The sequence below is a fragment of the Cognatiluteimonas profundi genome, from assembly GCF_009792795.1.
Taxonomy (GTDB): Bacteria; Pseudomonadota; Gammaproteobacteria; order Xanthomonadales; family Xanthomonadaceae; genus Cognatiluteimonas; species Cognatiluteimonas profundi.
Window position 1 is genome coordinate 216763 of sequence record NZ_VKHQ01000005.1, and the last position, 24481, is coordinate 241243.

Below are 24481 nucleotides of genomic sequence, written 5' to 3' on the forward strand. Positions count from 1 at the left end.
TGCGGACTGTCGGCCTGTGACCAGGGACTTGCATGTCTTTTCTTGACCAGAACACCGGCCTGGGCTATCCGCTTGCGGCCGGCATGGGATTGCTGCTGGGCAGCTTCCTCAACGTCGTGATCCTGCGCCTGCCCAAGCGGTTGGAATGGGAATGGAAGCGCGACAGCCGCGAGGTGCTCGGCGAGCCGGAGCTGTACGATCCGCCGCCGCCGGGCATCGTCGTCGAGCGCTCGCATTGCCCGACCTGCAAGCACCAGCTGACATGGTGGGAAAACATCCCCCTGCTCAGCTGGCTGGCGCTGCGCGGACGCTGCCGCTACTGCAGGACGCCGATCTCGATCCAGTACCCGCTCGTCGAGTTGTTGACGATGGTGCTGGTGGTGGCCAGCGTCTGGCGATTCGGTTTCGGCTGGCAGGGCTTCGGCGCGATCCTGCTTTCGTGTTTCCTGGTCGCGATGTCGGGCATCGACCTGCGCACGCAGCTGTTGCCGGACCAGTTGACCCTGCCCTTGCTGTGGCTTGGCCTGGTGGCAAGCATCGACGGGCTGTACATGCCCAGCAAACCGGCCGTGGTCGGCGCCGCCGTCGGCTACCTGTCGCTGTGGTCGGTGTGGTGGCTGTTCAAGCAGCTGACCGGCAAGGAGGGAATGGGCCACGGCGACTTCAAGCTGCTCGCCGCGCTCGGGGCATGGGTGGGACTGCGCGGCATCATTCCGACGATCCTGTTGTCGTCCCTGGTCGGGGCGATCATTGGTTCGATCTGGCTGGCGATGAAGGGCCGCGACAGCGCCACCCCAATTCCCTTCGGCCCGTATCTCGCCGCTGCCGGCTGGATCGTCTTCTTCTGGGGCGGCGATCTCGTCGACGCCTACCTGCGCGTGTCCGGACTGCGCTGAGGCGCCGCGATCGCAGCCGTTCGCGGAAATGACCACAGCGCCGCCGCGCGCGGAGGACAAGCGCGCGGCGATGCCGGTGGCTCGTCGACTTGCCATAATCCATCAATGAGCGATTACATCATCGGCCTGACCGGCGGAGTGGCCTCAGGCAAGAGCGTCGTCGCACAGGCCTTCCGCGACCTGGGCGTGGCGGTTGTCGATGCCGACATCGCAGCGCGCGAAGCAGTGGCTCCCGGAACCGATGGCCTTGCTGAGGTGGTGAGCGCATTCGGCGTGGAAGTGCTGGATGCCCATGGCGCGCTGGACCGCGTCGCGATGCGCCAGCGGGTCTTCACCGACACCGACGCGCGACGCCGGCTGGAAGCCATCGTGCATCCACGCGTGCGCGCGGCACTGCAGGCGGCCAGTGCGGCGGCACCGGGGTCCTATGTCGTCGTTGCAATCCCCCTGCTTGCCGAAGGCGGCGGTCGCGACGGCTATCCATGGCTGGACCGGATCCTGGTCGTCGACACGCCGGTCGCGACGCAACTGGCGCGGCTGCTGCAGCGCGACGGCATCGACGTGGCGCTGGCCGAACGCATGGTCGCCGCGCAAGCCAGCCGTCGCGATCGGCTGGCGATCGCCGACGACATCCTCGTCAACGACGGGGAGATCGCCGCATTGGACGGGCCGATCCGCGCGCTCGACAACCAATATCGCCTGCTCGCTTCCGCGATCGGCTCCTTGTAAGAGCGGCTCGTCCTTGGCACGCGGTCGCGGCTGAACCCGCTCCTACAGCGATTGCGTCCACAGCGCACGGATCGCGGCGATGCCCTGCCCGCCATGCGTCCGTGCGATGGCGATGTCGTCGGATGTCATGCCGCCGATGGCGTAGATCGGCAGCGAGACGGATTCCCGCAGCGCGGAAAAAGCGTTCCAGCCCATGCCGGGAACACCCGGATGGGTGGTGGTCGCGGCGACCGGTCCGAGCACCACGAAATCGCAGCGCAGTCGTTCCGCGCGCGACAGGCCTTCGACGTCATGGCATGACGCGGCCACGGGAAGCCCTTCGGGCAGCGGTCGCTGACTCAGCTCGCGCAACTGCGCGTCGCGCAGGTGCACGCCAGCACCCAGTTCCAGCGCAAGTTCGATATCGGCATTGAGCAGGACGTCGACACCGGCAATGCGGCAGCGCCCCACCGCGATGCGCGCCAATGCGCGGAACGACTCACGGTCATGCGCCGGCGCCGGCCGCAGCTGGATGCGGCGGATGCCGCTGTCCAGCGCGACCTGCAGCGTGGACAGCCAGGACGCGGTATCCCGCCCAGGGTCCGGCGTCACCAGGTAACGGTCCGGCTGCACCAGCGCGGCGACGACCGGGCGGTCCGCCGGCGGCATCGCGTAGCTGGCGAGCATGTGCGGCGGCGCCCAGGCCAGGGCCTGTCCCTCGTGGCCGCGCGGTGTCCCGTGCCACGAGGCGATGCGGCGCACGTCCAGGCGCAATCGCTTGTGCGGGTACTGCTGCGGAACGCTGATCAGCGGCGCGCCGACTTCGACGTCGATGCCGAGTTCTTCGTGCAGCTCACGGGCCAACGCTGCTTCGGATGTTTCTCCGGGCTCGCGCTTGCCGCCGGGAAATTCCCACAAGCCGGCCAGGTCGCGGCCCTTGGTGCGACGCGCGAGGAGGATGCGGCCGCGCGCGTCCTGCAGGACGCCGGCGACGACGTCGACGGGTTTGGCATCCGTTGCAGTCACGTCAGCGCACGCCGTCCCTTCTCCCGTTTACGGGGTGAAGAGGAGCGCTCGCGAGCCACCGGCTCGCGCGACGATGAACGCCTGGGCGCTGGCGCGAAGGCCGGGGCGCGGAGCGGGGTGCCGAAGGCGAACGAGGGCGCTCTTACCTGCCGCTGGCCTCACCCCAACTCTCTCCCGCAAGCGGGAGAGGGGATAACAGCGCAAAGAGCTACGCAAGCTGCCCATGGCAGTGCTTGTACTTCTTGCCGCTGCCGCAGGGGCAGGGATCGTTGCGACCGACCTTGGGCATGTTCGATTGCAGTGCGGTCGCCATCGCCGCCGCCTGGACTTCCGCGGCTTCCTCGTCGGCACCGAGCCCGCCGACGTTGGCGTGCTGGAACTGCAGCTGGCCGGCGATCGCCTGCGCCTGGCGCCGCTCTTCGGCTTCCATCGCCGCGACTTCGGCCTCGTTGCGGATGCGCACGCGCGCGAGCAGCGTCACCACTTCGCGCTTGACCTTGTCCAGCATCTCGCCGAACAACTCGAAGGCCTCGCTCTTGTATTCCTGCTTGGGCTGCTTCTGTGCGTAGCCGCGCAGGTGAATGCCCTGGCGCAGGTAGTCCATGCGCGCCAGGTGCTGCTTCCAGTTGTCGTCGAGCACGTTGAGCATGATGTGCTTCTCGAGCATGCGCATCGTTTCGCCGCCGACCTGCTCCTCCTTCTCCTCGAACAGCCGCGCGACCTGCTTCTGCACCTCGGCGGCGATCTGTTCGGCGTCGATCTCGGTCTTCTGCTTGACCATCTCGGCGACCGAAGTCTGCACCCCGAACTCGCTGCCGAGCTCGGCGTCGAGTCCCTGCAGGTCCCACTGCTCGTCGATGGAGTTCAGCGGCACGTGGCGCGCGACGATGTCGGCGACGACGTCGTCGCGGATGCCCTCGATGTTGTCATGCACCGACTCGGCCTCGAGCAGCTCGTCGCGCTGCTGGTAGATCACCTTGCGCTGGTCGTTGTTGACGTCGTCGAAATCGAGCAGGTTCTTGCGGATGTCGAAGTTGTGCGCCTCGACCTTGCGTTGCGCGTTGGCGATCTGCTTGGTCACCAGCGGGCTTTCGATGATGTCGTCTTCCTTCAGGCCCATGCGCGCCATGACGCGCTGCACCCAGTCGGCCGCGAAAATGCGCATCAGGTTGTCTTCGAGCGACAGGTAGAAACGCGACGAACCCGGGTCGCCCTGGCGTCCGGAACGACCGCGCAGCTGGTTGTCGATGCGGCGCGACTCATGGCGCTCGGTGCCGACGATGTGCAGGCCGCCCGCGGCCTTGACCGCATCGTGGCGCTGCTGCCAGTCGGCTTTCATGCGCGCTTTGGTGACTTCGTCGACCGGGGCGCCGGTTTCGGCTTCCAGCGCGGCGAGTTCGGATTCCAGCGAGCCGCCGAGCACGATGTCGGTACCGCGACCGGCCATGTTGGTGGCGATGGTGACCGCGCCCGGGCGACCGGCCTGGGCGACGATGGTCGCCTCGCGCTCGTGCTGCTTGGCGTTGAGGACTTCGTGCGGAACGCCGGCCTCGCGCAGCTGGTCGCTGAGCATTTCCGACACTTCGATCGACGTGGTGCCGACCAGCACCGGCTGCATCCGCGCGTGCGCGTCCTTGATCTCGTTGACGACCGCGCGGTACTTGCCGGCGCGGTTGAGGAACACCTGGTCGGAGTGGTCCTTGCGCACCATCGGCTTGTTGGTCGGGATCACGATGACTTCCAGGCCGTAGATGGACTGGAATTCGTAGGCCTCGGTGTCCGCGGTGCCGGTCATGCCCGACAGCTTCTTGTACATGCGGAACAGGTTCTGGAAGGTGATGCTGGCGAGCGTCTGGTTCTCGCGCTGCACCGGCACGCCTTCCTTCGCCTCGACCGCCTGGTGCAGGCCATCGGACCAGCGCCGTCCGGCGAGCGTGCGCCCGGTGAACTCGTCCACGATGATGACTTCGCCATCGCGCACGATGTAATCGACGTCGCGCTGGTAGATGCCGTGCGCGCGCAGCCCGGCGTTGAGATGGTGGACGACGTGGATGTTGTGGGCGGCGTACAGGCTGTCGTCGCCTTCCAGGATCCCGGCGGCGCGCAGCAGGTCCTCGGCGTGCTGCTGGCCGGCTTCGGACAGGTGCACCTGCTTGCCCTTCTCGTCGACCCAGTAATCGCCCTCGCCTTCTTCTTCCTTCTGGCGGGTGAGCTGCGGGACGATGCGGTTGACCTTGATGTACAGCTCCGGCGACTCGTCGGCTGGGCCGGAAATGATCAGCGGCGTGCGCGCCTCGTCGATCAGGATCGAGTCGACTTCATCGACGATCGCGTAGTTCAGACCGCGCTGGAAGCGGTCTTCCTTCGCCAGCGCCATGTTGTCGCGCAGGTAGTCGAAGCCGATCTCGTTGTTGGTGGCATAGGTGATATCGCTGCCGTAGGCCTCGTGCTTGTCCGAATGCGGCATGCCCGGGTAGACCACGCCGACGCTCAGGCCGAGCCAGGTGTAGAGCTTGCCCATCCACGCGGCATCGCGCCGCGCGAGATAGTCGTTGACGGTGACGACGTGGACGCCCTTGCCCTCGAGCGCATTGAGGTACACCGGCAGCGTGGCCACGAGCGTCTTGCCCTCGCCGGTGCGCATCTCGGCGATCTTGCCCATGTGCAGGATCATTCCGCCGATCAGCTGCACGTCGTAATGGCGCATGCCAAGGACGCGGTTGCTGGCTTCGCGACAGACGGCGAAGGCTTCGGGGAGGATCTTGTCCAGCGATTCGCCCTTGGCGATGCGTTGCTGGAACTCCGGGGTCCTGGCCTGCAGCTCGGCGTCGCTGAGCGCCTGCATCTGTGGCTCGAGCGCGTTGATCTTCTTGACGAGGCCGCCGAGCTGGCGAAGCAGGCGTTCGTTGCGGCTGCCGAAAACGCTGGTGAGCAAACGATTGAGCATTGAGGGTCCGGAGCTGGGTAATGGGATTGCCGGAGCGGTTTGCCAGGATCGGAATGGCGAAGCCGGGCTCCAGCAATGAAAAAGGGCGCTGGGCGCCCTTTTTGTTGGCAACACGCATTGTAGCGTGGGGGTGAGCCCCCGCGCTCACAAGGCACCGCCTTGTGCGGGGGCGAACGCCCGTAGCGGCTGCGCCGCGCAGGGCCGGATCACCAGTCGTGAATCAACGCGCCTCGCCTCCCCGCCGTGCGGGAGCGACACCCTCAGCCGCGCGTCACCGCCGCCCGCCCCAGGAACTTCGACGGATTCACCACCCGTCCGTCGGCCCAGACCTCGAAATGCACGTGCGCGCCGGTGGAGCGCCCGGTCGAGCCGGCCCTGGCAACCTGCTGGCCGCTGCGGACCAGGTCGCCGACCTGGACCAGCAGGCGGGAATTGTGCGCATACCGGGTGACATAGCCGTTGCCGTGGTCGATCTCGACCACGTTGCCGTAGCCCGAGCGCGTGCCGGCATAACTGACCACGCCGTCGGCGACCGCAAGTACCGGGTCACCCATCGCGGCGTGGAAGTCGATGCCCTTGTGGAAGGCCGCGCCGCCGCCGAACGGATCGGCGCGCCCGCCGAATCCGGACGTGATGTAGCTGTTGGCGATCGGGGTGCGCGAGGGCGTGGCCTCGGCGTCGAGCTTGCGGTTGAACAGCAGCGACTCGAGCACCGAGAGCTGCTCGCCCGAGGCCTTGAACTGTGACTCCAGGCGATCCAGGCCGCTGCGCAGCTGCGCCGGCGGCATGTCGTGGACCGGCCCGGCGCCGCCGATGCCGACGGGCTGGTCGAAGTCGAATTCGCCATCGGCCAGCTGGCCGGTGCGGGTCAGGCGCTCACCGAGGGCATTGAGGCGGTTGGCCTCGGCCTGCAATTCGCCCAGGCGCGCGGCCAGTGCGTTGACTTCGCGCTGGGCCTGGTCGCGGGTCGCATCGAGCTGCGCCTGCTGGGTTGCCGCCTGGGTCCGCAGGTGCGCCATCCCGGCATAACCGGCACCGGCGCAGAGCATTGCACCCAGCGCCATGCCGACGCCCAGGATCATTGCTGCGGTTTTGGTCGGCCGCTGGGTCGCCGATGCCGCCGCCTGCCGCGCCAGATGGCTGACGCGTGCGCGCGCGTGACTGAGCAGGCGGTGGAAGGGATTGTCGCGGAAGCTCATGCTGTAGGCAGTCATGCGATGGAAAGGTCCTGCAATGTCTGGTTTGCGTTCATCCGGTCCGCCGCGCCCGAAGGCTCCGAAGGGACCACGTGTTGCGCTGGACGCGCTGATGGAGGGCACTGCCGCCGATCCGGTCCGTCGTGCCCTGTGGCTCGACGCGCTGGAACAGCGACTGCGATCGCACTTGCCTCCTTCACTGGCCGCGCACGCGCGGCTGGCTAACGTGAATGGAGCGGAGCTGGTGTTCGTCGTGGACTCACCGGTATGGCGTGCCCGCTTGCGGCTTGCCGCGCCGGAGCTGCTCGAAGCCGCTCGTCGCGTCGGTCTGGCGGTCACCGATGTGGCTGTCAGGACGACGACCCGGCCGCCGGAAACGCCGGCACCCGCGCCGCGACCACCCAAACCGATGTCGGCCGCCTCGCGCGATGCCCTGCAGGCTGCATTGGCGTCGCTGGCCATCGAACCTGCGGCGGGGGCACGCAAGCCAAAGGGCGAAGCTCCCTGATCGAGCAGCCTGGCCACGGCCGGGCTCCCCGAGGGGAGAGGCATCCTAACGACGCCTTCCGGGCCAAGGGTTAAGGGTCCGCTAGGCAGACCGAAAGAATTCGTTAAATCCGCGTGAAGGATTCACCAACGTTTCACTCGGGAAACGCTGCCTGCTTTCAGGCCAGGTAAGGGGCGCCATAGCCGATTGGCGGACGCTCGTCCTCGGGAAAGGTCACTTCTTCCCAGGCAGTCTGGTCGGCGAGCAGGGCGCGGACCAGTCTGTTGTTGAGCGCATGGCCGGACTTGTGGCCCTCGAAAGCCCCCAGGATCGGGTGGCCGGCCAGGTACAGGTCGCCGACGGCGTCAAGCAGCTTGTGGCGCACGAATTCATCGCCGTAGCGCAGGCCGTCGTCATTGAGCACGCGGAACTCGTCGAGCACGATGGCATTGTCCATCGAGCCGCCCAGGCCGAGATTGCGCTCGCGCATGAACTCCAGGTCGCGCATGAATCCGAACGTGCGGGCGCGGCTGAGCTCGCGGATGTATGCGGCCGTCGAGAACTCCACCTCGGCGCGCGACAGCGTGGACGGGATCATCGGATGGTCGAACTGGATGGTGAAGCCCAGCTTGAAGCCGTTGTAGGGCTCGAAGCGCGCGATCTTGTCGCCGTCGCGGACTTCAAGCGCGCGCTTGATGCGGATGAATCGCTTGGGCGCCGCCTGCTCGACGATGCCCGCCGACTGCAGCAGGAACACGAACGGACCCGCAGAGCCATCCATGATCGGCACTTCGGGCGCAGACAGTTCGACGTAGGCGTTGTCGATGCCCAGGCCCGCACACGCGGACATCAGGTGCTCGACCGTCATGACCTTGCCGCCGTCGCGCGAGAGCCCGGTGCACAGCATGGTCTCGGTCACCAGTTCGGCACTGGCGGGAATCTCGACGACCGGATCCAGGTCCACGCGGCGGAATACGATCCCGGTATCGATGGCGGCCGGACGCAGGGTGAGAAACACCTTCTCGCCGCTGTGCAGGCCGACGCCGGTCGCACGGATCACATTCTTGAGGGTGCGTTGCCTGGGCATTCGGTGTCGTCGGATGCGTCGGGTCTCCGGCAATGGACGCCTGCCGTTGACTCCGTAGCGGTCATGAAGACCGGTGAGATTAACACGTGACCGGCTGAACCTGAACGGAAGTGACACCCCGTTCCACGGCTGGAACAACGATAAAACGGCCGACTGGCTGCCAAGGCAGCCAGCCGACCCAAATCCCGCCATGCCGGCGCAGGCCGGCGGGTGAGGACGTGCCTGGCCGGGTCAGTCGGCCTGCCGGCGCAGGAACGCCGGGATATCCAGGTAACTGCTGTCGTTGCCGAAATCGGCGACGGCAGGAGTGGCGGCATCGCTGCCGCCGCGGCCGCGCAGGCTGGCTCCGATGCCCTGGTTGGGCGACGGCGCATAGGCATCGACGACTTCGTCGATCAACATCCCGGTGGTGCCGTCGCGACGACCCTGGGTGTGGATCAGCTGCACCTGCGGCTTGCGGATCGGCTCGTGGCCATGGTCGCGCTCGCTGCCACGGATCGACTGACGGGTGACGGCACGGTTGAGTCCGGTCGCGACCACGGTGACGCGGACCTCGTCCTGCATGTCCGGGTCCAGCACGGTGCCGATGACCACGGTCGCATCCTCGGCGGCGAAGTTCTCGATGGTGCGACCGACTTCGTCGAACTCGGCCATCGTGAAATCCGGACCCGCGGTGATGTTGACCAGGATGCCGTTGGCGCCGGACAGGTTGACGTCGTCGAGCAGCGGGTTCTGGATCGCGGATTCCGCGGCGGCGGACGCGCGGTCGTCGCCACGCGCACTGCCGGTGCCCATCATCGCCAGGCCCATTTCCGACATCACGGTGCGCACGTCGGCGAAGTCGACGTTGATCAGGCCCGGACGCACGATCAGGTCGGCGATGCCCTGCACGGCGCCGAGCAGCACGTCGTTGGCGGCGCGGAACGCCTGGATCATGGTCGCGTTGCGGCCGAGCACCGTGATCAGTTTTTCATTGGGGATCGTGATCAGCGAATCGCAATGCTGGCTCAGCTCCTCGATGCCCTTGAGCGCGACCTGCATTCGCCGGCGGCCTTCGAACGGGAATGGCTTGGTGACGACGGCCACCGTGAGGATGCCCATCTCCTTGGCCAACTGCGCGACGACGGGCGCCGCACCGGTGCCGGTGCCGCCGCCCATGCCCGCGGTGATGAACACCATGTCCGCGCCACTGAGCGCGTCCATGATGCGTTCGCGATCTTCCAGCGCCGCCTGGCGGCCGACTTCGGGATTCGCGCCCGCGCCCAGCCCCTTGGTGACATTGCTGCCGAGCTGCAACTGCAGCTTGGCGCCGCAGTTCTTGATGGCCTGCGCGTCGGTGTTGGCGGTGATGAACTCCACCCCGTCCACGCTGCCGTTGACCATGTGCGCGACGGCGTTGCCGCCTCCGCCGCCCACGCCGATTACCTTGATGACCGCATTCGGGGCCATCTTTTCCACGAGTTCGAAATGCGCCATGACACGTCCTCCGTTATGAATTGCTATGTGCCGCTTCGTTGTCGGTTCTGTGTTGCCAACAATCGCCGTCCCTCGCCTGCCTGCAGCGTCCGTTGCGCCATCGCAACGTCGCCCTCATCAGCTCAAAATTCGCCGCGATACCAGTTCTTCACCTTGTTGAAGAAACTTCCCGCGCGGCCGGCCGGGATCACCGGGCGGCGCGGATGCTCGATCTGGCTGCCCATCAGCAGCAGGCCCACGCCGGTGGCATGCACCGGGTTGCCGACCACTTCACCCAGGCCCGTGACGTGCTGCGGGATGCCGATGCGCACCGGCATCTGCAGCATCTCTTCGGCCAGCTCGACCACGCCCTCCATCTTCGAGGCGCCGCCGGTCAGCACCATGCCGGCGCGCACGAGCTCCTCGAATCCCGAGCGGCGCAATTCGGCCTGCACCATCTCGAAGATTTCCTCGTAGCGGCCCTGCACCGCCTGCGCCAGCGCGTGCCGCGGCAACCGACGTGGCGGGCGATCGCCGACGCTCGGCACCTGGATCGATTCCTCCGCCGTCGCCAGCTGCGCCAGCGCGCAGGCGTAGCGCACCTTGATCTGCTCGGCCTCCGGCGTCGGCGTGCGCAGCATGTGCGCGATGTCGTTGGTGACATGGTCGCCGGCGATCGGCAACGACGCCGTATGGCTGATCGAGCCCTGCACGAACACCGCAAGGTCGGTCGTGCCCGCCCCGATATCCACCAGCACCACGCCGAGTTCGCGCTCGTCGGCCGTCAGCACCGCGGTCGCCGAGGCCAGCGACGACAGGATCAGGTCGTCGACCTGCAGGCCGCAGCGCTGCACGCACTTGCTGATGTTGGCCGCGGCCGATTGCGCGCACACGACCAGGTGCGCGTGCACCTCGAGCCGCACGCCGGTCATGCCGACCGGGTTGCGGATGCCTTCCTGCGAATCATCCAGGACGTACTCGCGCGGGATGGCGTGCAGGATCTTCTGGTCGGCGGGGATGGCGACGGCCTTCGCCGCCTCCAGCACCCGATCCAGGTCCGACCACGTCACCTCGCCATCGCGGATCGGGACGATGCCAGGCGAGTTGCGGCACTGCACGTGGTTGCCCGAGATCGACGCGTAGACCGAGCGGATCTCGCAACCGGCCATGAGCTCGGCTTCCTCGACGGCACGCTGGATCGACTGCACGGTCGACTCGATGTCCACGACGACGCCGCGCTTGAGCCCGCGCGATTCGTGCGAACCGATGCCGATGACCTCGATGGGGTTGCCCGGCGAATATTCGCCGACCAGCGCGACGACCTTGGACGTACCGATGTCCAGGCCGACGATGAGCGCTTTGTCGCCTTTCCGATTCATATCGTTGCCTGTGTTTCCTGCCCTGCCCCGGTTGCGGGGGAGGGCTGTGGTGGGGGCGCGCCGCGCGTTGGCGTCGCGTTGGATGTCATGCGTGGATCCGGCCAGCTCAGGGCGAACCCATTGGTGTAGCGCAGGTCGGCGCGTGTCAGCGGCAGCTGCTTCTGCGACAGCAGTTGTGGCAGCAGGCGCGCGAACCGGGCCAGGCGCAGGCGCGCTTCGCTGCTGCCGATCACGACCTGGGTGCCACTGGACAGGGAGAGCGACCAGCTGCCACGTCGATCGAGCGTCACCGCGCGCACGCCGATGCCGCTGGGCGAAAACAACTCGCTGGACTGGTTGTAGAGCGCGACGACGTCCGCGACGCGCGAATCGGGCCCGTCGAGCAGTGGCAGGCCATTGGGCACCGGCGCGCCCTGCGTCGGGAACAGGCGCCCGTGCTGCGACAACAGCCGATCCTTGCCCCAGCGCGCGAACGGGCGGTGCTCGACGATGCTGATCTCCAGCACGTCGGGCCAGCGCTTGCGCACCTCGGCCCGCTCCACCCACGGCAACCGCGCGACTGCTGCCTGCGCATCACCCAGGCGCACCGCGAAGAAACCCTTGGCGGCGAATGGCAACACCGTCGCGCGCAGCAGCGCCGGATCGACCCGTCGCAAATCTCCCTGCACGCGCAGCGTGCGCAACGGCCAGTGGCCGGCACCCATCCAGCCATTGACCGCCGCGACCACCGGCAAGGCCACCAGCGCGAGCGCCAGTGTCCAGGCCAGCATGCGAAGGATCGCGTTCATGCGCGCGCACCGCCGGGCATGGTCATTTCCAGGATGCGCCAGCACAGCTCGTCGAATTCAATGCCCATCTGACGCGCCGCCTTGGGCACCAGCGAATGGCTGGTCATCCCGGGCGCGGTATTGACCTCGAGCAGGAACAGGCGGCCGCTGCGGTCGCGCATGACATCCACGCGGCCCCATCCGGCGCAATCCAGCGCATCGAAGGCGCGCAATGCCAGCGCGCGGATCGCGTCCTCCTCGTCGGCCTCGAGACCGGGACACAGGTACTGCGTGTCTTCAGCGACGTACTTGGCGTGGTAGTCGTACCACTGCCCCTTCGGCACGATCCGGATGGACGGCAGCGCGGTGTCGCCGAGGATGGCGACGGTGAGTTCGTCCCCCTCGATCATCTGCTCCATGAGCAGTTCGCCCGGATATTTCCCGGCCAGCGCGACGGCGTCGTCCAGGTCGGCCTCGGTGAGCACGCGGCTGACGCCGACGCTGGAACCTTCGCAGGCCGGCTTGACGATCACCGGCAATCCGAGTTCGCGGGCAGCCGCGTGCACGTCGCCGGCGGCGCGCTGGCCGCGCGGCGCCAGGCGCACGTAGCGCGGCGTGGGAAGCCCGAGCGACAACCACACCTGCTTGCTGCGGATCTTGTCCATGCTCAACGCCGATCCGAGCACGCCCGATCCGGTGTACGGCATGCCCATCGCCTCCAGCAGGCCCTGCAGGACGCCGTCCTCGCCACCGCCGTGGTGGCCATGCAGGATGTTGAAGACACGGTTGAAATGCTTGCCCTGCAGTTCGCGGATCATGCTCGGAATGCCGTCGACGGCATCGGCGGCAATGCCACGCGAACGCAATGCGTCGAGCACGTTGCGCCCGGAATCCAACGACACCTCGCGCTCGGCACTGGTGCCGCCCATCAGCACCGCGACCCTGCCGAATTCGGCGGGGTTGGTCACTCTCAACGCGGGGAATGCGTTGTTTGAAGCACGTTGCGTGGTCATGCCTGTGCTCCTTCGAATCCATGGGCGGCCAGCTGCTGGGCGACGTGGCCGATGTCGCCGGCGCCCATGAGCAACAGCAGGTCGCCGTCCTGCAGCACGTCGGGCAGCACCGCCGCCAGGTCGGCTGGCGAATTGACCAGCACCGGATCGATGCGGCCGCGTGCACGTATCGCGCGCGCCAGTGCCTTGGTGTCGGCGCCAACGATCGGCGCTTCGCCCGCGGGATAGACCTCGGTCAGCACGAGCGCGTCGACGCTGGACAGCACGCTGGCGAAATCGTCGAACAGGTCGCGCGTGCGGCTGTAGCGGTGCGGCTGGAATGCCACCACGAGACGCTTGTCCGGCCAGCCACCGCGGGCAGCGGCGAACACGGCCTCCAGCTCCTTGGGATGGTGTCCATAGTCGTCGACCAGCTGCACGGTCGCGCCCTTGCCGGTGTGCAGTTGCGCGAGCAGGTTGAAGCGGCGGCCGATGCCGGCGAACTTGCGCAGGGCTTCGGCGATCACCGCCGGATCCACGCCGAGCTCCCAGGCGACCGCTGCCGCGGCAAGCGCGTTCTGCACGTTGTGCCGGCCAGGCAGTGCCAGCTGGATCGCGGTGCGCGAGCCGTCGGGCAGGCATAGCGCGAAACGCATGCAGGCGCCGTCCTGTCGCACATCCTCGGCACGCACGTCCGCCTGCGCTGCGAATCCGTAACGCAGCAGGTGTCGTGGCGTCTCGGCTGCCAGCGTGGCGACCTCGGCGTCGTCGATGCACAACACCGCCAGCCCATAGAACGGGAGGCGATGCAGGAACTCGGCGAAGGCCGCCTGCACGCGGGCGAAGTCGCCGCCGTAGTTCTCCAGGTGGTCGGCATCGATGTTGGTGATGATGGCGACCAGCGGGTTGAGCCGCAGGAAACTGCCGTCACTCTCGTCGGCCTCGGCCACCAGCCATTCGCCACTGCCCAGGCGTGCGTTCGCGCCCGCGGCGAGCAATTGCCCGCCGATGACGAAGGTCGGATCCAGTCCGCCTTCTGCCAGCACGCTGGCCAGCAGGGACGTCGTGGTGGTCTTGCCGTGCGTGCCGGCGACCGCGATCCCGCGCCGGAATCGCATCAACTCGGCGAGCATTTCCGCCCGCGGCACGATCGGAATCCGCTGCGCGCGCGCTTCGATCAGTTCGGCGTTGTCGGCCTTGATGGCGCTGGATGCGACCACGCAGTCCGCGCCCTGCACGTTCGAGGCCGCATGGCCGCGGTGGATGCTGGCGCCCAGCGCCGCCAGGCGACGCGTGCTCGCACTGTCGGCATTGTCGGAACCCGACACCTTGTAGCCAAGCGTGCACAGCACCTCGGCGATGCCGCTCATGCCGACGCCGCCAATGCCGACGAAGTGCACGCATGTCGGCGCGCCATCGGCGCCGGAGCGGGCGACATCGGCCTTGGCCACGTCACGCATGGCGAACAGGCGACGCAGGCTCATGGCGCACCGCCAGCTGCGGCGTTCGCCGCTCGACCAGGCCGTGACGGGCGCGGCTGGCTGACTTCGAGCACGATGTCGGCAACGCGTTCGGCGGCGTCGGGCTTGGCCAGGCGTCGCGCGGCCATCGCCATCGCCAGCCGGCGCGCGGGATCGGCCACGAGCGTGGCCAGCGTGAGGCGCAGGTCGTCGGCAAGACCGTCGCCTTGCGGCAGCAGGACCGCCGCCTGGCGTTCGACCAGGTACTCGGCGTTGCGCGTCTGGTGGTCGTCGACCGCCAGCGGAAATGGCACCAGCACGCTGCCGATGCCGGCCGCGCAGATTTCCGCCAGCGTCAATGCCCCGGCACGGCAGACGACGAGGTCTGCCCATGCGTACGCATCCGCCATGTCGGCGATGAATGGCTCGACGGACGCAACGATGCCGGCATCCGCATAGGCGCGGATGGCTTCCTCGCGCAGGGCTTCGCCGCACTGGTGTCGCACCTCGACCGTGCCACCCAGGCCCGCGAGCGCCCTGGGCACGGCGTCGTTGAGCGCGCGCGCGCCCTGGCTGCCACCCAATACCAGCAGGCGCAGCGCGCCGGCGCGTTGCGAGAAGCGTTGTTCCGGATCGGGCAGCAACGCGATCTCGCTGCGAACCGGATTGCCGACCAGCACTTCGGGCACGTTGCGGAAGGTCTGCGGAAAGCCGGTCAGGACGCTGCGCGCGAATCGCGCCAGCACGCGGTTGGTCATGCCGGGCGCGCGATTCTGCTCGTGCACGATCAGCGGCGTGCCACGCAGGCGCGCGGCAATCCCACCTGGCCCGGCGGCATACCCGCCGAAGCTCACCACCGCGCGCGGCTTGCGCTTGTCCAGCACGCGCGCCGCGGCGCGGACGGCGGCCAGCACGCGCATTGGCGCCGTCAACAACGTGGCGACGCCCTTGCCGCGCAGGCCCTTGATCGCGATCGTGTACAGCGCGATGCCGCGCGGCGGCACCAGCCGCGTTTCCATGCCGCCCTCGGCGCCGAGCCACAACACCGGGATGCCGCGGGCCTGCAGCGCCGCCGCCACCGCCAGTCCGGGAAAGATGTGTCCGCCCGTGCCACCGGCAAGGATCATCACCGGCGCCTCGAGCGCAGCGCCGGCCGCGTGGATGTCGCTCGCGCTCACCGGCCTTTCCTCAGGGCGAGAGACGGCACGATGGCCGCGCTGACCTGCGCCAGCACCGGCTCGGCGCGCGCGCGCGGCCGCGATGCGTTGCGCGGAGGATTCACGGGCTGCGCGACCGGAGCGGCAGCCGGAGGCGCCGTCGATGCAGCAGGCGCCGGCGCTTCACCACGCAACCTGGCGACCTGGCGCTCGGCGCGATCCAGTTCATAGGACACCCGCAACAACAGTCCCATCGCGGCACAGGTCATCAGCACGCTGGACCCGCCCGACGAGATCAAGGGCAGGGTCAGTCCCTTGGTCGGCAGCAGCCCGAGGTTGACGCCGATCGAGACGAAACTCTGCAGGCTCATCCACAAGGCGATGCCGAATGCGCAATAGCCGGCGAAGTGGCGCCGCATCTCGACGCAGCGCAGCCCGACCCAGAACGCACGGCCAGCCAACAGTGCGTACATGCCGATCACCAGGCACACGCCGACGAAGCCGAGCTCCTCGGCGATCACCGCCAGGATGAAGTCGGTGTGCGCCTCGGGCAGGTAGGCCAGCTTCTGCACGGACGCACCGAGGCCCACACCGAACCATTCGCCGCGGCCGACGGCCATCAGCGCATTGGTCAGCTGGTAGCCGCTGTTGAAGGGATCGGCCCAGGGATCCATGAACGAGGTGAAGCGGCGCACGCGGTAGGGCTCGGCGATCGCGATGGCGGCCAGCACGGGCAGCCCGACCAGCACCGGCCCGAACATGCGCGGCATGTTGACGCCGCCGAGCACGAGCATGCCGGCGGTGATGGCCAGGATCAGCGACAGCGAGCCGAAGTCCGGCTGCGCGATCAGCAGGGCGACCAGCAGCACGGCGACGCCGAGCGGCTTGAGCATCGCGCGCCACGTGGCGGTCACCTCTTCGCTGAAACGCTTGAGGTAGCTGGCCAGCCAGATGATGTAGAGCAGCTTGACCGCTTCGACCACCTGGAAGTTGGCGACGCCCAGGTTCACCCAGCGCCGTGCACCGTTGACCGTGCGACCGATGCCGGGCACGAACACCAGCAGCAACAGGACGAAGCACGCCAGCAGCAACCACTGGCCCTGCTGCTCGATCGACTTGAGTTCGGTGCGCATCAGCCACAGCGCCAGGCCGACGCCGATTGCGAGGAACAGGATGTGGCGCGTCAGGAAGTAGAACGGGCCGACACCCAATCCCTCGCCGATGGAGATGGAGCTGGAAGCCACCATCACCAGGCCGAAGCAGGCGAGCGCGATCGACACGCCGAGCAGCCACGGGTCGAAACGGCCGCGCAACGCATCCAGGCGGGTGGCCTGCTGGGTGGTGCCGACAAAGGGCGCGTTCATCAGCGCACCTTCAACGTGGCAAGGCCGACGAGCACCAGCACCACCGAGATGATCCAGAAGCGCACGATCACCCGTGGCTCGGGCCATCCCTTCAATTCGAAATGATGGTGGATCGGCGCCATCCGGAACACGCGCTTGCCGGTGAGCTTGAACGAGCCGACCTGGATCATCACCGACAGCGTCTCGATGACGAACACGCCACCCATGATGACCAGGACCAACTCCTGGCGGACGATGACGGCGATGGTGCCGAGCACCGCGCCAAGCGCCAGCGCGCCGATGTCGCCCATGAACACCATTGCCGGATAGGTGTTGAACCACAGGAAGCCGAGTCCGGCACCGGCGATCGCCGCGCAGATGATCACCAGCTCGCCCGCGCCGGGCACCTGCGGAATCTGCAGGTAAGCCGAGAACACCGCGTTGCCCGACGCGTACGCGAACACGCCAAGCGCGCAGGCGACCAGCACCGTCGGCATGATCGCCAGGCCGTCGAGGCCGTCGGTGAGGTTGACCGCGTTGGAGAAGCCGACGATCCACAAATAGACGATGGCGACGAAGCTCACGCTCACCAGCGGCAGCGCGACGGCCTTGAAGAACGGGATGTAGAACGTGGTCGCGGCCGGGACGTCGGCGGTGTAGTACAGGAACAATCCGGCGCCCAGTCCCAGCAGCGACTGCAGCAGGTATTTCCAGCGCGACTTCATCCCGTTGGGATCGCGCTTGACGATCTTCAGCCAGTCGTCGTACCAGCCGATCGCACCAAACGTGACCATCACCACCAGCACCAGCCACACGTATTTGTTGCGCAGGTCGCCCCACAGCAGGACCGACGCCAGCACCGTCACCAGGATCAGCGCGCCGCCCATCGTGGGCGTGCCGGCCTTGGAGAAATGCGTCTGCGGACCGTCGGTGCGGATCGGCTGCCCGCCCTTGAACATGGCGAGCTTGCGGATCACGGCCGGACCCCACCACAGCGACAGCGCCAGCGCGGTGAGTGCGCTGAGGATGCCGCGGAAGGTGAGGTAAGCGAACAGCCCGAAGTGCGACTGCAACTGCTCCAACCAGCGGGTGAGTTCAAGCAGCATGCGTCGTATCCCCTGCGGCAGGCAGCAGTGCCTGCACGACCTTGTCCATGGCACTGCCGCGCGAACCCTTCACCAGCACGCGGACGTCACTGCGAAGTTCGGCCGCAAGCGCGCTGGCGAGCGCCGCATGTGTGTCGAAATGGGTTGCGCCGGGGCCGAAGGTCTCCGCCGCGGCCGCGCTCAGGGATCCCAGCGTGAACAGGCGCGCGATGCCGGCGGCGCGCGCGCGGCGACCGGCTTCGGCATGCAGGGCGCGCGCGTCGTCGCCGAGTTCGCGCATGTCGCCGAGCACCAGCCAGCTCTCGCCGCCGGCGCTGGCGAGCGTATCGATCGCCGCGTTGAGCGAGCCCGGATTCGCGTTGTAGCTGTCGTCGATCAGGATCGCGCCACCGGGCAGGTGGTGCGTGACCAGCCGACCCGCGACGGCACGCGCTGCCGCCAGGCCGTCGCCGATCGCCTGCAGCGACGCGCCGGCCCCGAGCGCCATGGCGGCGGCGGCCAGCGCATTGAGCACGTTGTGACGCCCGGGCAGGGACAGCACGACGTCGATGTCGCCATCGGGCGTGACCAGCTTGAACCGCGTTCCGTCGCTGTCGGCGACCAGGTCGCGCGCGCTGACGTCGGCCGTCGCCTCCAGCCCGAAACGGATCAGTCGGCGGCCATGCGCACGCTCGGCAAAATAAGGCGCGAAGGCGTCATCGGCATTGATCACCGCCACGCCACCGGCGGACAGCGCGTCGTAGATCGCACCCTTGGTGTCGGCAATGCCCAGCAAGCTGCCCATGCGCTCCAGGTGCGCCGGCGCCACGTTGTTCACCAGCGCGATGTCGGGACGCGCGATCGCGGTGAGGTAAGCGATGTCGCCCGGCTTGCCGGCGCCCATCTCGTAGATGAAGAAGTCGGCATCGTCCGGCGCGTCGATCACGGCCATCGGAAGCCCGATCTCGTTGTTGCGGTTACCGGGATTGGCATATGCCGAACCAGTGCGCTGGAGGATCCCGAGCAGCAGGGTCTTGACGCTGGTCTTGCCATTGCTGCCGGTGATCGCGACGACCTTGCCAGCGCGCGAGGCCTGCACGGCCGCAGCGAATGCCGCCAGTGCACGCTCGGTGTCGGCGACGACGACTTGTGGCAGCCGGACATCGATCTGTCGTGCGACCAGCGCAGCGCTTACGCCAGCCGCGGCGGCATCGGCCACATGCGCATGTCCGTCGAAGCGTTCGCCCTTCAGCGCGACGAACAGGCTCGCCGGGCCGGCATCGGCGGCCAGCGTACGCGTGTCGGTAGCCAGCGTGTCGACGAGCAGGTCCTCGCCCAACAGGCGCCCGCCCGTCCACTGCGCGACCTGGCTGAGCAGGATCGGCTTCATGCGCGTCGCTCCGGCCACGCGCGCGCCAACGCCGCGGCGGCCACCTGCGTGTCGTCGAACGGGTGTCGCACGCCATCGATTTCCTGGTAGAGCTCGTGTCCCTTGCCGGCCACCAGCACGCTGTCGGTTTCACCGGCGTGCTGCACCGCGCGGGCGATGGCAGCAGCCCGGTCGCGCTCGACGATCACTTGCGCCGGGCGCTCGAAGCCGGACAGGATCTCGGCCACGATCGTGTCGCCGCTTTCCGAGCGCGGGTTGTCGTCGGTCACGATCACCACGTCGGCAAGCCGTTCGGCGATCGCCGCCATCTGCGGGCGCTTGCCGCGATCGCGCTCGCCACCACAACCGAACACGCAGACGAGGCGACCGCGGACATGCGCGCGCAACGACGTCAGCGCCTGCTCCAGCGCATCGGGCGTGTGCGCGTAGTCGATCACCACCAGCGGCTGGCCGAGGTTCCCGCCGAGCCGGTTCATGCGCCCGGCAACCGGCTGCAATTGCGTGAGCGTCCGGGCGATCGTTGCCGGCGCCTCGCCGAGCGCATGCAGCGTTCCGGCGACCGCAAGCAGGTTGTCGACATTGAAGCGGCCCAGCAGCGCGGACTGCACCGCGAACCGCGCATCGCCGATCACCAGGTCGAAGGCCAGGCCATCGGAGTCCAGCGAGATGTTCTCCGCGCGCACGTCGGCCTGCGCGCCCTGCGAACTCAGGCCGATGGCATGCGTGCTCGCCGGCAGGCTCGCGCACAGGGCGCGGCCGAAGGCGTCGTCGAGGTTGACCACCGCCGACTGCAATCCCGGCCACGCGAACAGGCGCGCCTTGGCATTGCCGTAGGCATCCATGTCGCCGTGGTAATCGAGATGATCGCGCGTGAGATTGGTGAAGACCGCCACGTCGAAATGCACGCCATCGACGCGGCCCTGGTCCAGTGCATGCGAGCTGACTTCCATCGCCACGGCCTGTGCGCCGTCGTCGCGCAGCGAAGCGAGCAGCGCATGCAACTGCAGGACCAGCGGCGTGGTGAATCCGGTGGGGACGGTGTGACCGTAGAGGCCGGCACCCAGCGTGCCGATGCTGCCGCTGCGCACGCCGCACCGGGCCCAGGCCTGCGTCAGCAACTGCACCGTCGACGTCTTGCCATTGGTTCCGGTGACACCGACGGTCGTCATTGCGCGCGAGGGCTGGCCATGGAAACGATCGGCGATCGCGCCGATGCGCGCCTGCAGGTGTGGCACGGCGATGGCGCCTGCCGGCGCGGGGAGGCCGTCGGGCGCCGGTGGCTCGAACAGGATCGCCGCCGCACCCGCTGCCTGCGCCCTCTGCGCAAAGCGCAGCCCGTGCACGGACATGTCGTTGGCCACCGGCCCGATCGCGACGAAGGCGTCGCCCGGTTGCACGGCGCGACTGTCCTGCACCAGCCCGGTGATCACCAGGTCGGCGGGCACGCCGGCGACATCCGGCAGCAGTTCGGACAGCAGCATGGCGGCGCTCATTCGGCCACTTCCGGCGTGGTCGTGGCTGGCGTCGTTGCCGGCGCTGTCGTGGCCGCCTTGGCGGGCGCCTTGCCGACGCGCTTGGCCTCGTCCGCGGCCTGCGCCGCCAGCCATGTGTCGATGTCGTCCGGCGGCACGTCCATCAGTCGCAGCGCGCCTTCCATGACGTTGTGGAACACCGGGCCGGAGACCGAGCCGCCGTAATAGCCGTGCCGGCTCGGATCGGGTTCGCTGATGACCACGACCATCGAGAAGCGCGGGTTGTCGACCGGCACCACGCCGGCGAACAGCGAGATATAGCGTCGCGCATAGCTGCCACCGCTGGCCTTGCGCGCGGTGCCGGTCTTGCCGGCCACGTGGTAACCCAGGATGGCCGCCGCCGTGGCGGTGCCACCAGGCTCGGTCACCGTCTGCATCATCTTCATCACTTCATGCGCGATGTGCGGGTCGAGCATCTGTTTGGCTTCGTTGCGCTGGCCCTTGACGAAGGTCGGCGCGATCAGCCGGCCGCCGTTGGCGAAGGCTGCATACGCCTCGGCGATCTGCAGCGGCGTGGTCGACAGCCCATAGCCATACGAAATCGTCTGCTTGGTGGTGCCGCTCCAGCGCGACGGAGCGGGTAGGACGCCGGCGGACTCCCCGGGAAATCCGCTGTGTGGCGCGCTGCCATATCCGAAGCGGCGGATGAATTCGTAGAACGCCGGACCCTGCAGCTTCATCGCCACTTTCGCCGCGCCGACGTTGGAGCTCTTGGTGATGACGCCGGTGACCGTCAGCACGCCATGGTTGGTGGTGTCGGTGGTGCGGTAATGCCCGTTCGGGATCCAGCCGGGATTGGTATCCACCAGCGTATTGGGCGTCACCACGCCGGCCTCCAGCGCAGCCGCGATCGTGATCGGCTTCATCGTCGAGCCTGGCTCGACCACGTCGGTGACAGCCCGGTTGCGATGGGCATCGCGCATGCCGCCGTCGACGGCATTGGGATTGAACGAAGGCAGGTTGGCCATCGCCAGCACTTCGCCGGTGTGGATATCCAGCACCACCGCCGACGCGCTGCTGGCGCCGGTTTCCTGCAGCGCATTCTTCAGTTCGCGATAGGTCAGGTACTGGATGCGCCGGTCGATGCTGAGCGTCAGGTCCTTGCCGGGCTGCGCCGGACGCACCAGGTCGACGTTCTCGACGATGCGGCCGCGACGGTCGCGGATGACCTTCTTGGCGCCCGGCGTCCCGCGCAACCAGTCGTCGAATGCCAGCTCGACGCCTTCCTGTCCGCGGTCGTCGATATTGGTGAAGCCCAACACGTGCGCCAGCGCTTCGCCCTGCGGATAGAAGCGGCGGAATTCGCGCTGGGAAAACACGCCGGGGATCTTCATCGCCAGGATCGCGTGGGCCTGGTCGGGGTTGATCCGGCGCTTGAGGTAGACGAATTCCTTGTCGCTGCGCTGGCCGAGCTTCAGCGTCAGCTCATCCACGGAGACGCCCAGCGCCTGCGCCAGTGCCGGCAGGCGATCCGGGTTCTTCAGCAGTTCGGGCGGGTTGCCCCAGACCGACTCGACCGGCGACGACACCGCCAGCGGCTCGCCATTGCGGTCGGTGATCATGCCGCGCGAGGTCGGGATCGCGATTTCGCGCAGGAAGCGCTCGTTGCCCTGCGCGCGGTAGAAGGCGTTGTCGATCAGCTGCAGGTCGACCGCGCGTCCGACCAGCGCCAGCGAACACAGGCCCAGCGCGCCGGTGACCAGCAGCAGCCGTCCGCGCAGGTTGAACTGCGTGCGCTTGCGCGACCGTGGCGCCTTCGAGGGCGTCCGTCCGTTCATTGGCGCACCACCACGATGTCGCCGGTTTCCGGGAACTTCATCCCCAGCCGCGTGCGGGCGACCTGGTCGATGCGGTTGCTCTCGGCCCAGGTGGCCTGCTCCAGCTGCAGGCGACCGAATTCGATGTTCAACTCGTCACGCGCCTTCTCAAGCTTGGTCAGCGCAATGAACAGCTGGCGGTGTTCGTGGCGCGCGAAGACGACACCGATCGCCGACAGCACGTTGGCGGCGATCAGTGCGGCCAGCAGCAGGCGCGCGCTCACGGCGACACCTCGACGCCGTCACCGGCCAGCCGTTCGGCGATCCGCAACACGGCGCTGCGCGCGCGCGGGTTGGCGGCAAGCTCGGCTTCATCGGCGCGCTGCGCGCCGTCGATCTCGCGCAGGGTCGGGATGAACGGCTGTGGCACCGGCATCCGCCGGTTGCCGGGCGGCGCCTTGGCGTGTCCGGCGATGAAGCGCTTGACGATGCGGTCTTCCAGCGAATGGAAGCTGACCACCACCAGTCGTCCGCCGACCTTGATGCGCGCATACGCGGCATCGAGCCCGACTTCGAGGTCCGCCAGTTCACGGTTGATGTGGATGCGGATCGCCTGGAAGCTGCGCGTCGCGGGATGGATCTTCGATGCGCCGCGCGGCACCGCCGACGCGATGATGTCCGCCAGCTGCGCGGTGCGCGTGATCGGCTGCTCGGCGCGGCGCGCCACCAGCGTGCGTGCGATCCGGCGCGACAGGCGCTCCTCGCCATAGGTCCACAGCACATCGGCGATCTCGCGCTCGTCGGCGCGCGCGAGCCACTGCGCGGCGCTCTCGCCAGCGGCCGGGTCCATGCGCATGTCCAGCGGGCCGTCCTTGCCGAAACTGAAGCCGCGCTCGGCGACGTCCAGCTGCGGCGAGGACACGCCAAGATCCAGCAATACGCCGTCCAGGCCCGCGTCCGTCGCGTCCCACTGCGCGAGCTCGGCAAAGCTGCCCCGCCGGATCGATACGCGCGCATCGCCGCCGAAGTCACGCTCGGCCACCGCGATCGCCTCGGGATCCTTGTCCATCAGCAGCAACCGCCCATCCGGGCCCAGACGCTCCAGCACGCCACGCGCGTGTCCGCCGCGGCCGAACGTGCCATCCAGGTAGACGCCGTCCGGGATCACGCGCAGCCCTTCGATCACCTGCGCATACAGAACCGGAAGGTGGGCGGACCGCGCATCCGCGCCACCGGCTGTCATAACTGCAGGTCGAGCAGCCCATCGCCCAGGTCGGCATCCGTGAGGGTCTGCCGGATCTGCGCGTGGTGCGCCTGCTCGCTCCATAACTCGAACTTGTCGCCCATGCCCAGCAGCACGGCCTTCTTCTCGATGCCGGTCGCATTGCGATGGCTGGCGGGAATGCTGATGCGACCGCTGCCGTCGGGCTCCACGAAGGTCGCCGCGCCGACCAGCTTTAGCTGGAACATGCGGCTGGTCTGGCGGGTGCGCGGCAGCGCATTGACCTGGTCGCGGACCCGCTCCCAGACCGGCTGCGGGTACAGGTACAGGCTGCCGGCCTCGAACGGGTTGTAGGTGATCACCAGGCGATTGCCGCAATCGCGGGCGACAAGATCCCGGTAGCTGGTTGGGATCGCCAACCGGCCCTTGTCGTCAATGGTGATAGCGGTCTCGCCCTGGAACATCGGCTACCCTGAGTGACCCGTCTCTGCGGGCTTGCGACCCATGGAAAACCACTAATTTCCCGGTTTCCCCACGAGTCGCCACCTTAGGAGCCGCCCACAGGGTTGTCAACAGGTTTCGGAAGCAATTTCGC

General features: G+C 67.9%; 21 protein-coding genes. 3 read left to right on the forward strand and 18 right to left on the reverse strand.

The annotated features are described in order from the left end of the window. Window positions 1-32 precede the first annotated feature (32 nt). Both GST15_RS10865 and coaE read left to right on the forward strand, forming a co-directional pair. The gene (locus GST15_RS10865; protein WP_159017309.1) at window positions 33-896 is read left to right on the forward strand and encodes a prepilin peptidase; all 864 of its coding nucleotides are present in this window, start codon (window positions 33-35) and stop codon (window positions 894-896) included. A 105-nt stretch (window positions 897-1001) separates the two neighbouring features. After that, the gene (gene coaE / locus GST15_RS10870) at window positions 1002-1625 is read left to right on the forward strand and encodes a dephospho-CoA kinase (protein ID WP_159017310.1); all 624 of its coding nucleotides are present in this window, start codon (window positions 1002-1004) and stop codon (window positions 1623-1625) included. A gap of 42 nt (window positions 1626-1667) precedes the next feature. On the opposite strand, the gene GST15_RS10875 is transcribed toward coaE, so the two are convergent. From GST15_RS10875 to GST15_RS10885, 3 genes are all read right to left on the reverse strand, one after another. Beyond that, window positions 1668-2630, reverse strand: coding sequence for a Nudix family hydrolase (locus GST15_RS10875; protein WP_159017311.1), 963 nt, complete (start codon window positions 2628-2630; stop codon window positions 1668-1670). 208 nt (window positions 2631-2838) lie between these two features. Then, window positions 2839-5577 (reverse strand): preprotein translocase subunit SecA, encoded by a 2739-nt coding sequence (secA, locus tag GST15_RS10880; protein ID WP_159017312.1) that lies wholly within the window; start codon window positions 5575-5577, stop codon window positions 2839-2841. A 260-nt stretch (window positions 5578-5837) separates the two neighbouring features. Then, window positions 5838-6791, reverse strand: coding sequence for a M23 family metallopeptidase (locus GST15_RS10885; protein WP_425482238.1), 954 nt, complete (start codon window positions 6789-6791; stop codon window positions 5838-5840). A 19-nt stretch (window positions 6792-6810) separates the two neighbouring features. On the opposite strand from GST15_RS10885, the gene GST15_RS10890 reads away from it, so the two are divergent. Continuing rightward, the gene (locus tag GST15_RS10890; RefSeq protein ID WP_159017313.1) at window positions 6811-7281 is read left to right on the forward strand and encodes a DciA family protein; all 471 of its coding nucleotides are present in this window, start codon (window positions 6811-6813) and stop codon (window positions 7279-7281) included. Between the two features lie 157 nt (window positions 7282-7438). Here the strand turns inward: GST15_RS10890 and lpxC are convergent, their stop codons facing one another. The 15 genes from lpxC to mraZ form a co-directional block, all read right to left on the reverse strand. Continuing rightward, window positions 7439-8347: a UDP-3-O-acyl-N-acetylglucosamine deacetylase gene (gene lpxC, locus GST15_RS10895; RefSeq protein ID WP_159017314.1), complete on the reverse strand. Its 909-nt coding sequence runs from the start codon at window positions 8345-8347 to the stop codon at window positions 7439-7441. A gap of 231 nt (window positions 8348-8578) precedes the next feature. After that, a complete protein-coding gene (gene ftsZ, locus GST15_RS10900) occupies window positions 8579-9823 on the reverse strand; it encodes a cell division protein FtsZ (protein WP_159017315.1) in 1245 nt (414 codons plus the stop codon). Window positions 9824-9945: 122 nt separating this feature from the next. Further along, complete coding sequence (ftsA, locus tag GST15_RS10905; protein ID WP_159017316.1) at window positions 9946-11181, reverse strand: cell division protein FtsA; 1236 nt, start codon at window positions 11179-11181, stop codon at window positions 9946-9948. Continuing rightward, a complete protein-coding gene (locus tag GST15_RS10910) occupies window positions 11178-11969 on the reverse strand; it encodes a cell division protein FtsQ/DivIB (RefSeq protein WP_159017317.1) in 792 nt (263 codons plus the stop codon). Before GST15_RS10910 ends, ftsA begins: the two co-directional genes overlap by 4 nt. Continuing rightward, complete coding sequence (locus GST15_RS10915) at window positions 11966-12961, reverse strand: D-alanine--D-alanine ligase (protein WP_159017318.1); 996 nt, start codon at window positions 12959-12961, stop codon at window positions 11966-11968. The genes GST15_RS10910 and GST15_RS10915 overlap by 4 nt, the downstream gene beginning before the upstream one ends. Beyond that, a complete protein-coding gene (gene murC / locus GST15_RS10920) occupies window positions 12958-14400 on the reverse strand; it encodes a UDP-N-acetylmuramate--L-alanine ligase (RefSeq protein WP_159017530.1) in 1443 nt (480 codons plus the stop codon). Before murC ends, GST15_RS10915 begins: the two co-directional genes overlap by 4 nt. Window positions 14401-14420: 20 nt before the next feature. After that, window positions 14421-15527, reverse strand: a complete 1107-nt coding sequence (murG, locus tag GST15_RS10925; protein WP_159017531.1) for an undecaprenyldiphospho-muramoylpentapeptide beta-N-acetylglucosaminyltransferase — start codon at window positions 15525-15527, stop codon at window positions 14421-14423. 47 nt (window positions 15528-15574) lie between these two features. After that, entirely contained in the window at window positions 15575-16921 is a 1347-nt protein-coding gene (ftsW, locus tag GST15_RS10930; protein WP_233263162.1) for a putative lipid II flippase FtsW, read from the reverse strand. Then, the gene (mraY, locus tag GST15_RS10935) at window positions 16921-18006 is read right to left on the reverse strand and encodes a phospho-N-acetylmuramoyl-pentapeptide-transferase (protein WP_159017320.1); all 1086 of its coding nucleotides are present in this window, start codon (window positions 18004-18006) and stop codon (window positions 16921-16923) included. The genes ftsW and mraY overlap by 1 nt, the downstream gene beginning before the upstream one ends. Continuing rightward, a complete protein-coding gene (locus GST15_RS10940; RefSeq protein ID WP_159017321.1) occupies window positions 17996-19375 on the reverse strand; it encodes a UDP-N-acetylmuramoyl-tripeptide--D-alanyl-D-alanine ligase in 1380 nt (459 codons plus the stop codon). The genes mraY and GST15_RS10940 overlap by 11 nt, the downstream gene beginning before the upstream one ends. Then, window positions 19372-20868 carry a UDP-N-acetylmuramoyl-L-alanyl-D-glutamate--2,6-diaminopimelate ligase gene (locus GST15_RS10945; protein WP_159017322.1) on the reverse strand — a complete coding sequence of 499 codons (1497 nt, stop codon included), beginning with the start codon at window positions 20866-20868 and terminating at the stop codon, window positions 19372-19374. The genes GST15_RS10940 and GST15_RS10945 overlap by 4 nt, the downstream gene beginning before the upstream one ends. After that, the gene (locus GST15_RS10950) at window positions 20865-22685 is read right to left on the reverse strand and encodes a peptidoglycan D,D-transpeptidase FtsI family protein (RefSeq protein WP_159017323.1); all 1821 of its coding nucleotides are present in this window, start codon (window positions 22683-22685) and stop codon (window positions 20865-20867) included. The genes GST15_RS10945 and GST15_RS10950 overlap by 4 nt, the downstream gene beginning before the upstream one ends. Next, on the reverse strand, window positions 22682-22948 hold the full coding sequence (gene ftsL, locus GST15_RS10955; protein ID WP_159017324.1) for a cell division protein FtsL: 267 nt from the start codon (window positions 22946-22948) through the stop codon (window positions 22682-22684). The genes GST15_RS10950 and ftsL overlap by 4 nt, the downstream gene beginning before the upstream one ends. Beyond that, entirely contained in the window at window positions 22945-23907 is a 963-nt protein-coding gene (gene rsmH, locus GST15_RS10960) for a 16S rRNA (cytosine(1402)-N(4))-methyltransferase RsmH (RefSeq protein ID WP_159017325.1), read from the reverse strand. Before rsmH ends, ftsL begins: the two co-directional genes overlap by 4 nt. Then, window positions 23904-24350 carry a division/cell wall cluster transcriptional repressor MraZ gene (gene mraZ, locus GST15_RS10965; protein ID WP_159017326.1) on the reverse strand — a complete coding sequence of 149 codons (447 nt, stop codon included), beginning with the start codon at window positions 24348-24350 and terminating at the stop codon, window positions 23904-23906. Before mraZ ends, rsmH begins: the two co-directional genes overlap by 4 nt. Between the last annotated feature and the right edge of the window lie 131 nt (window positions 24351-24481).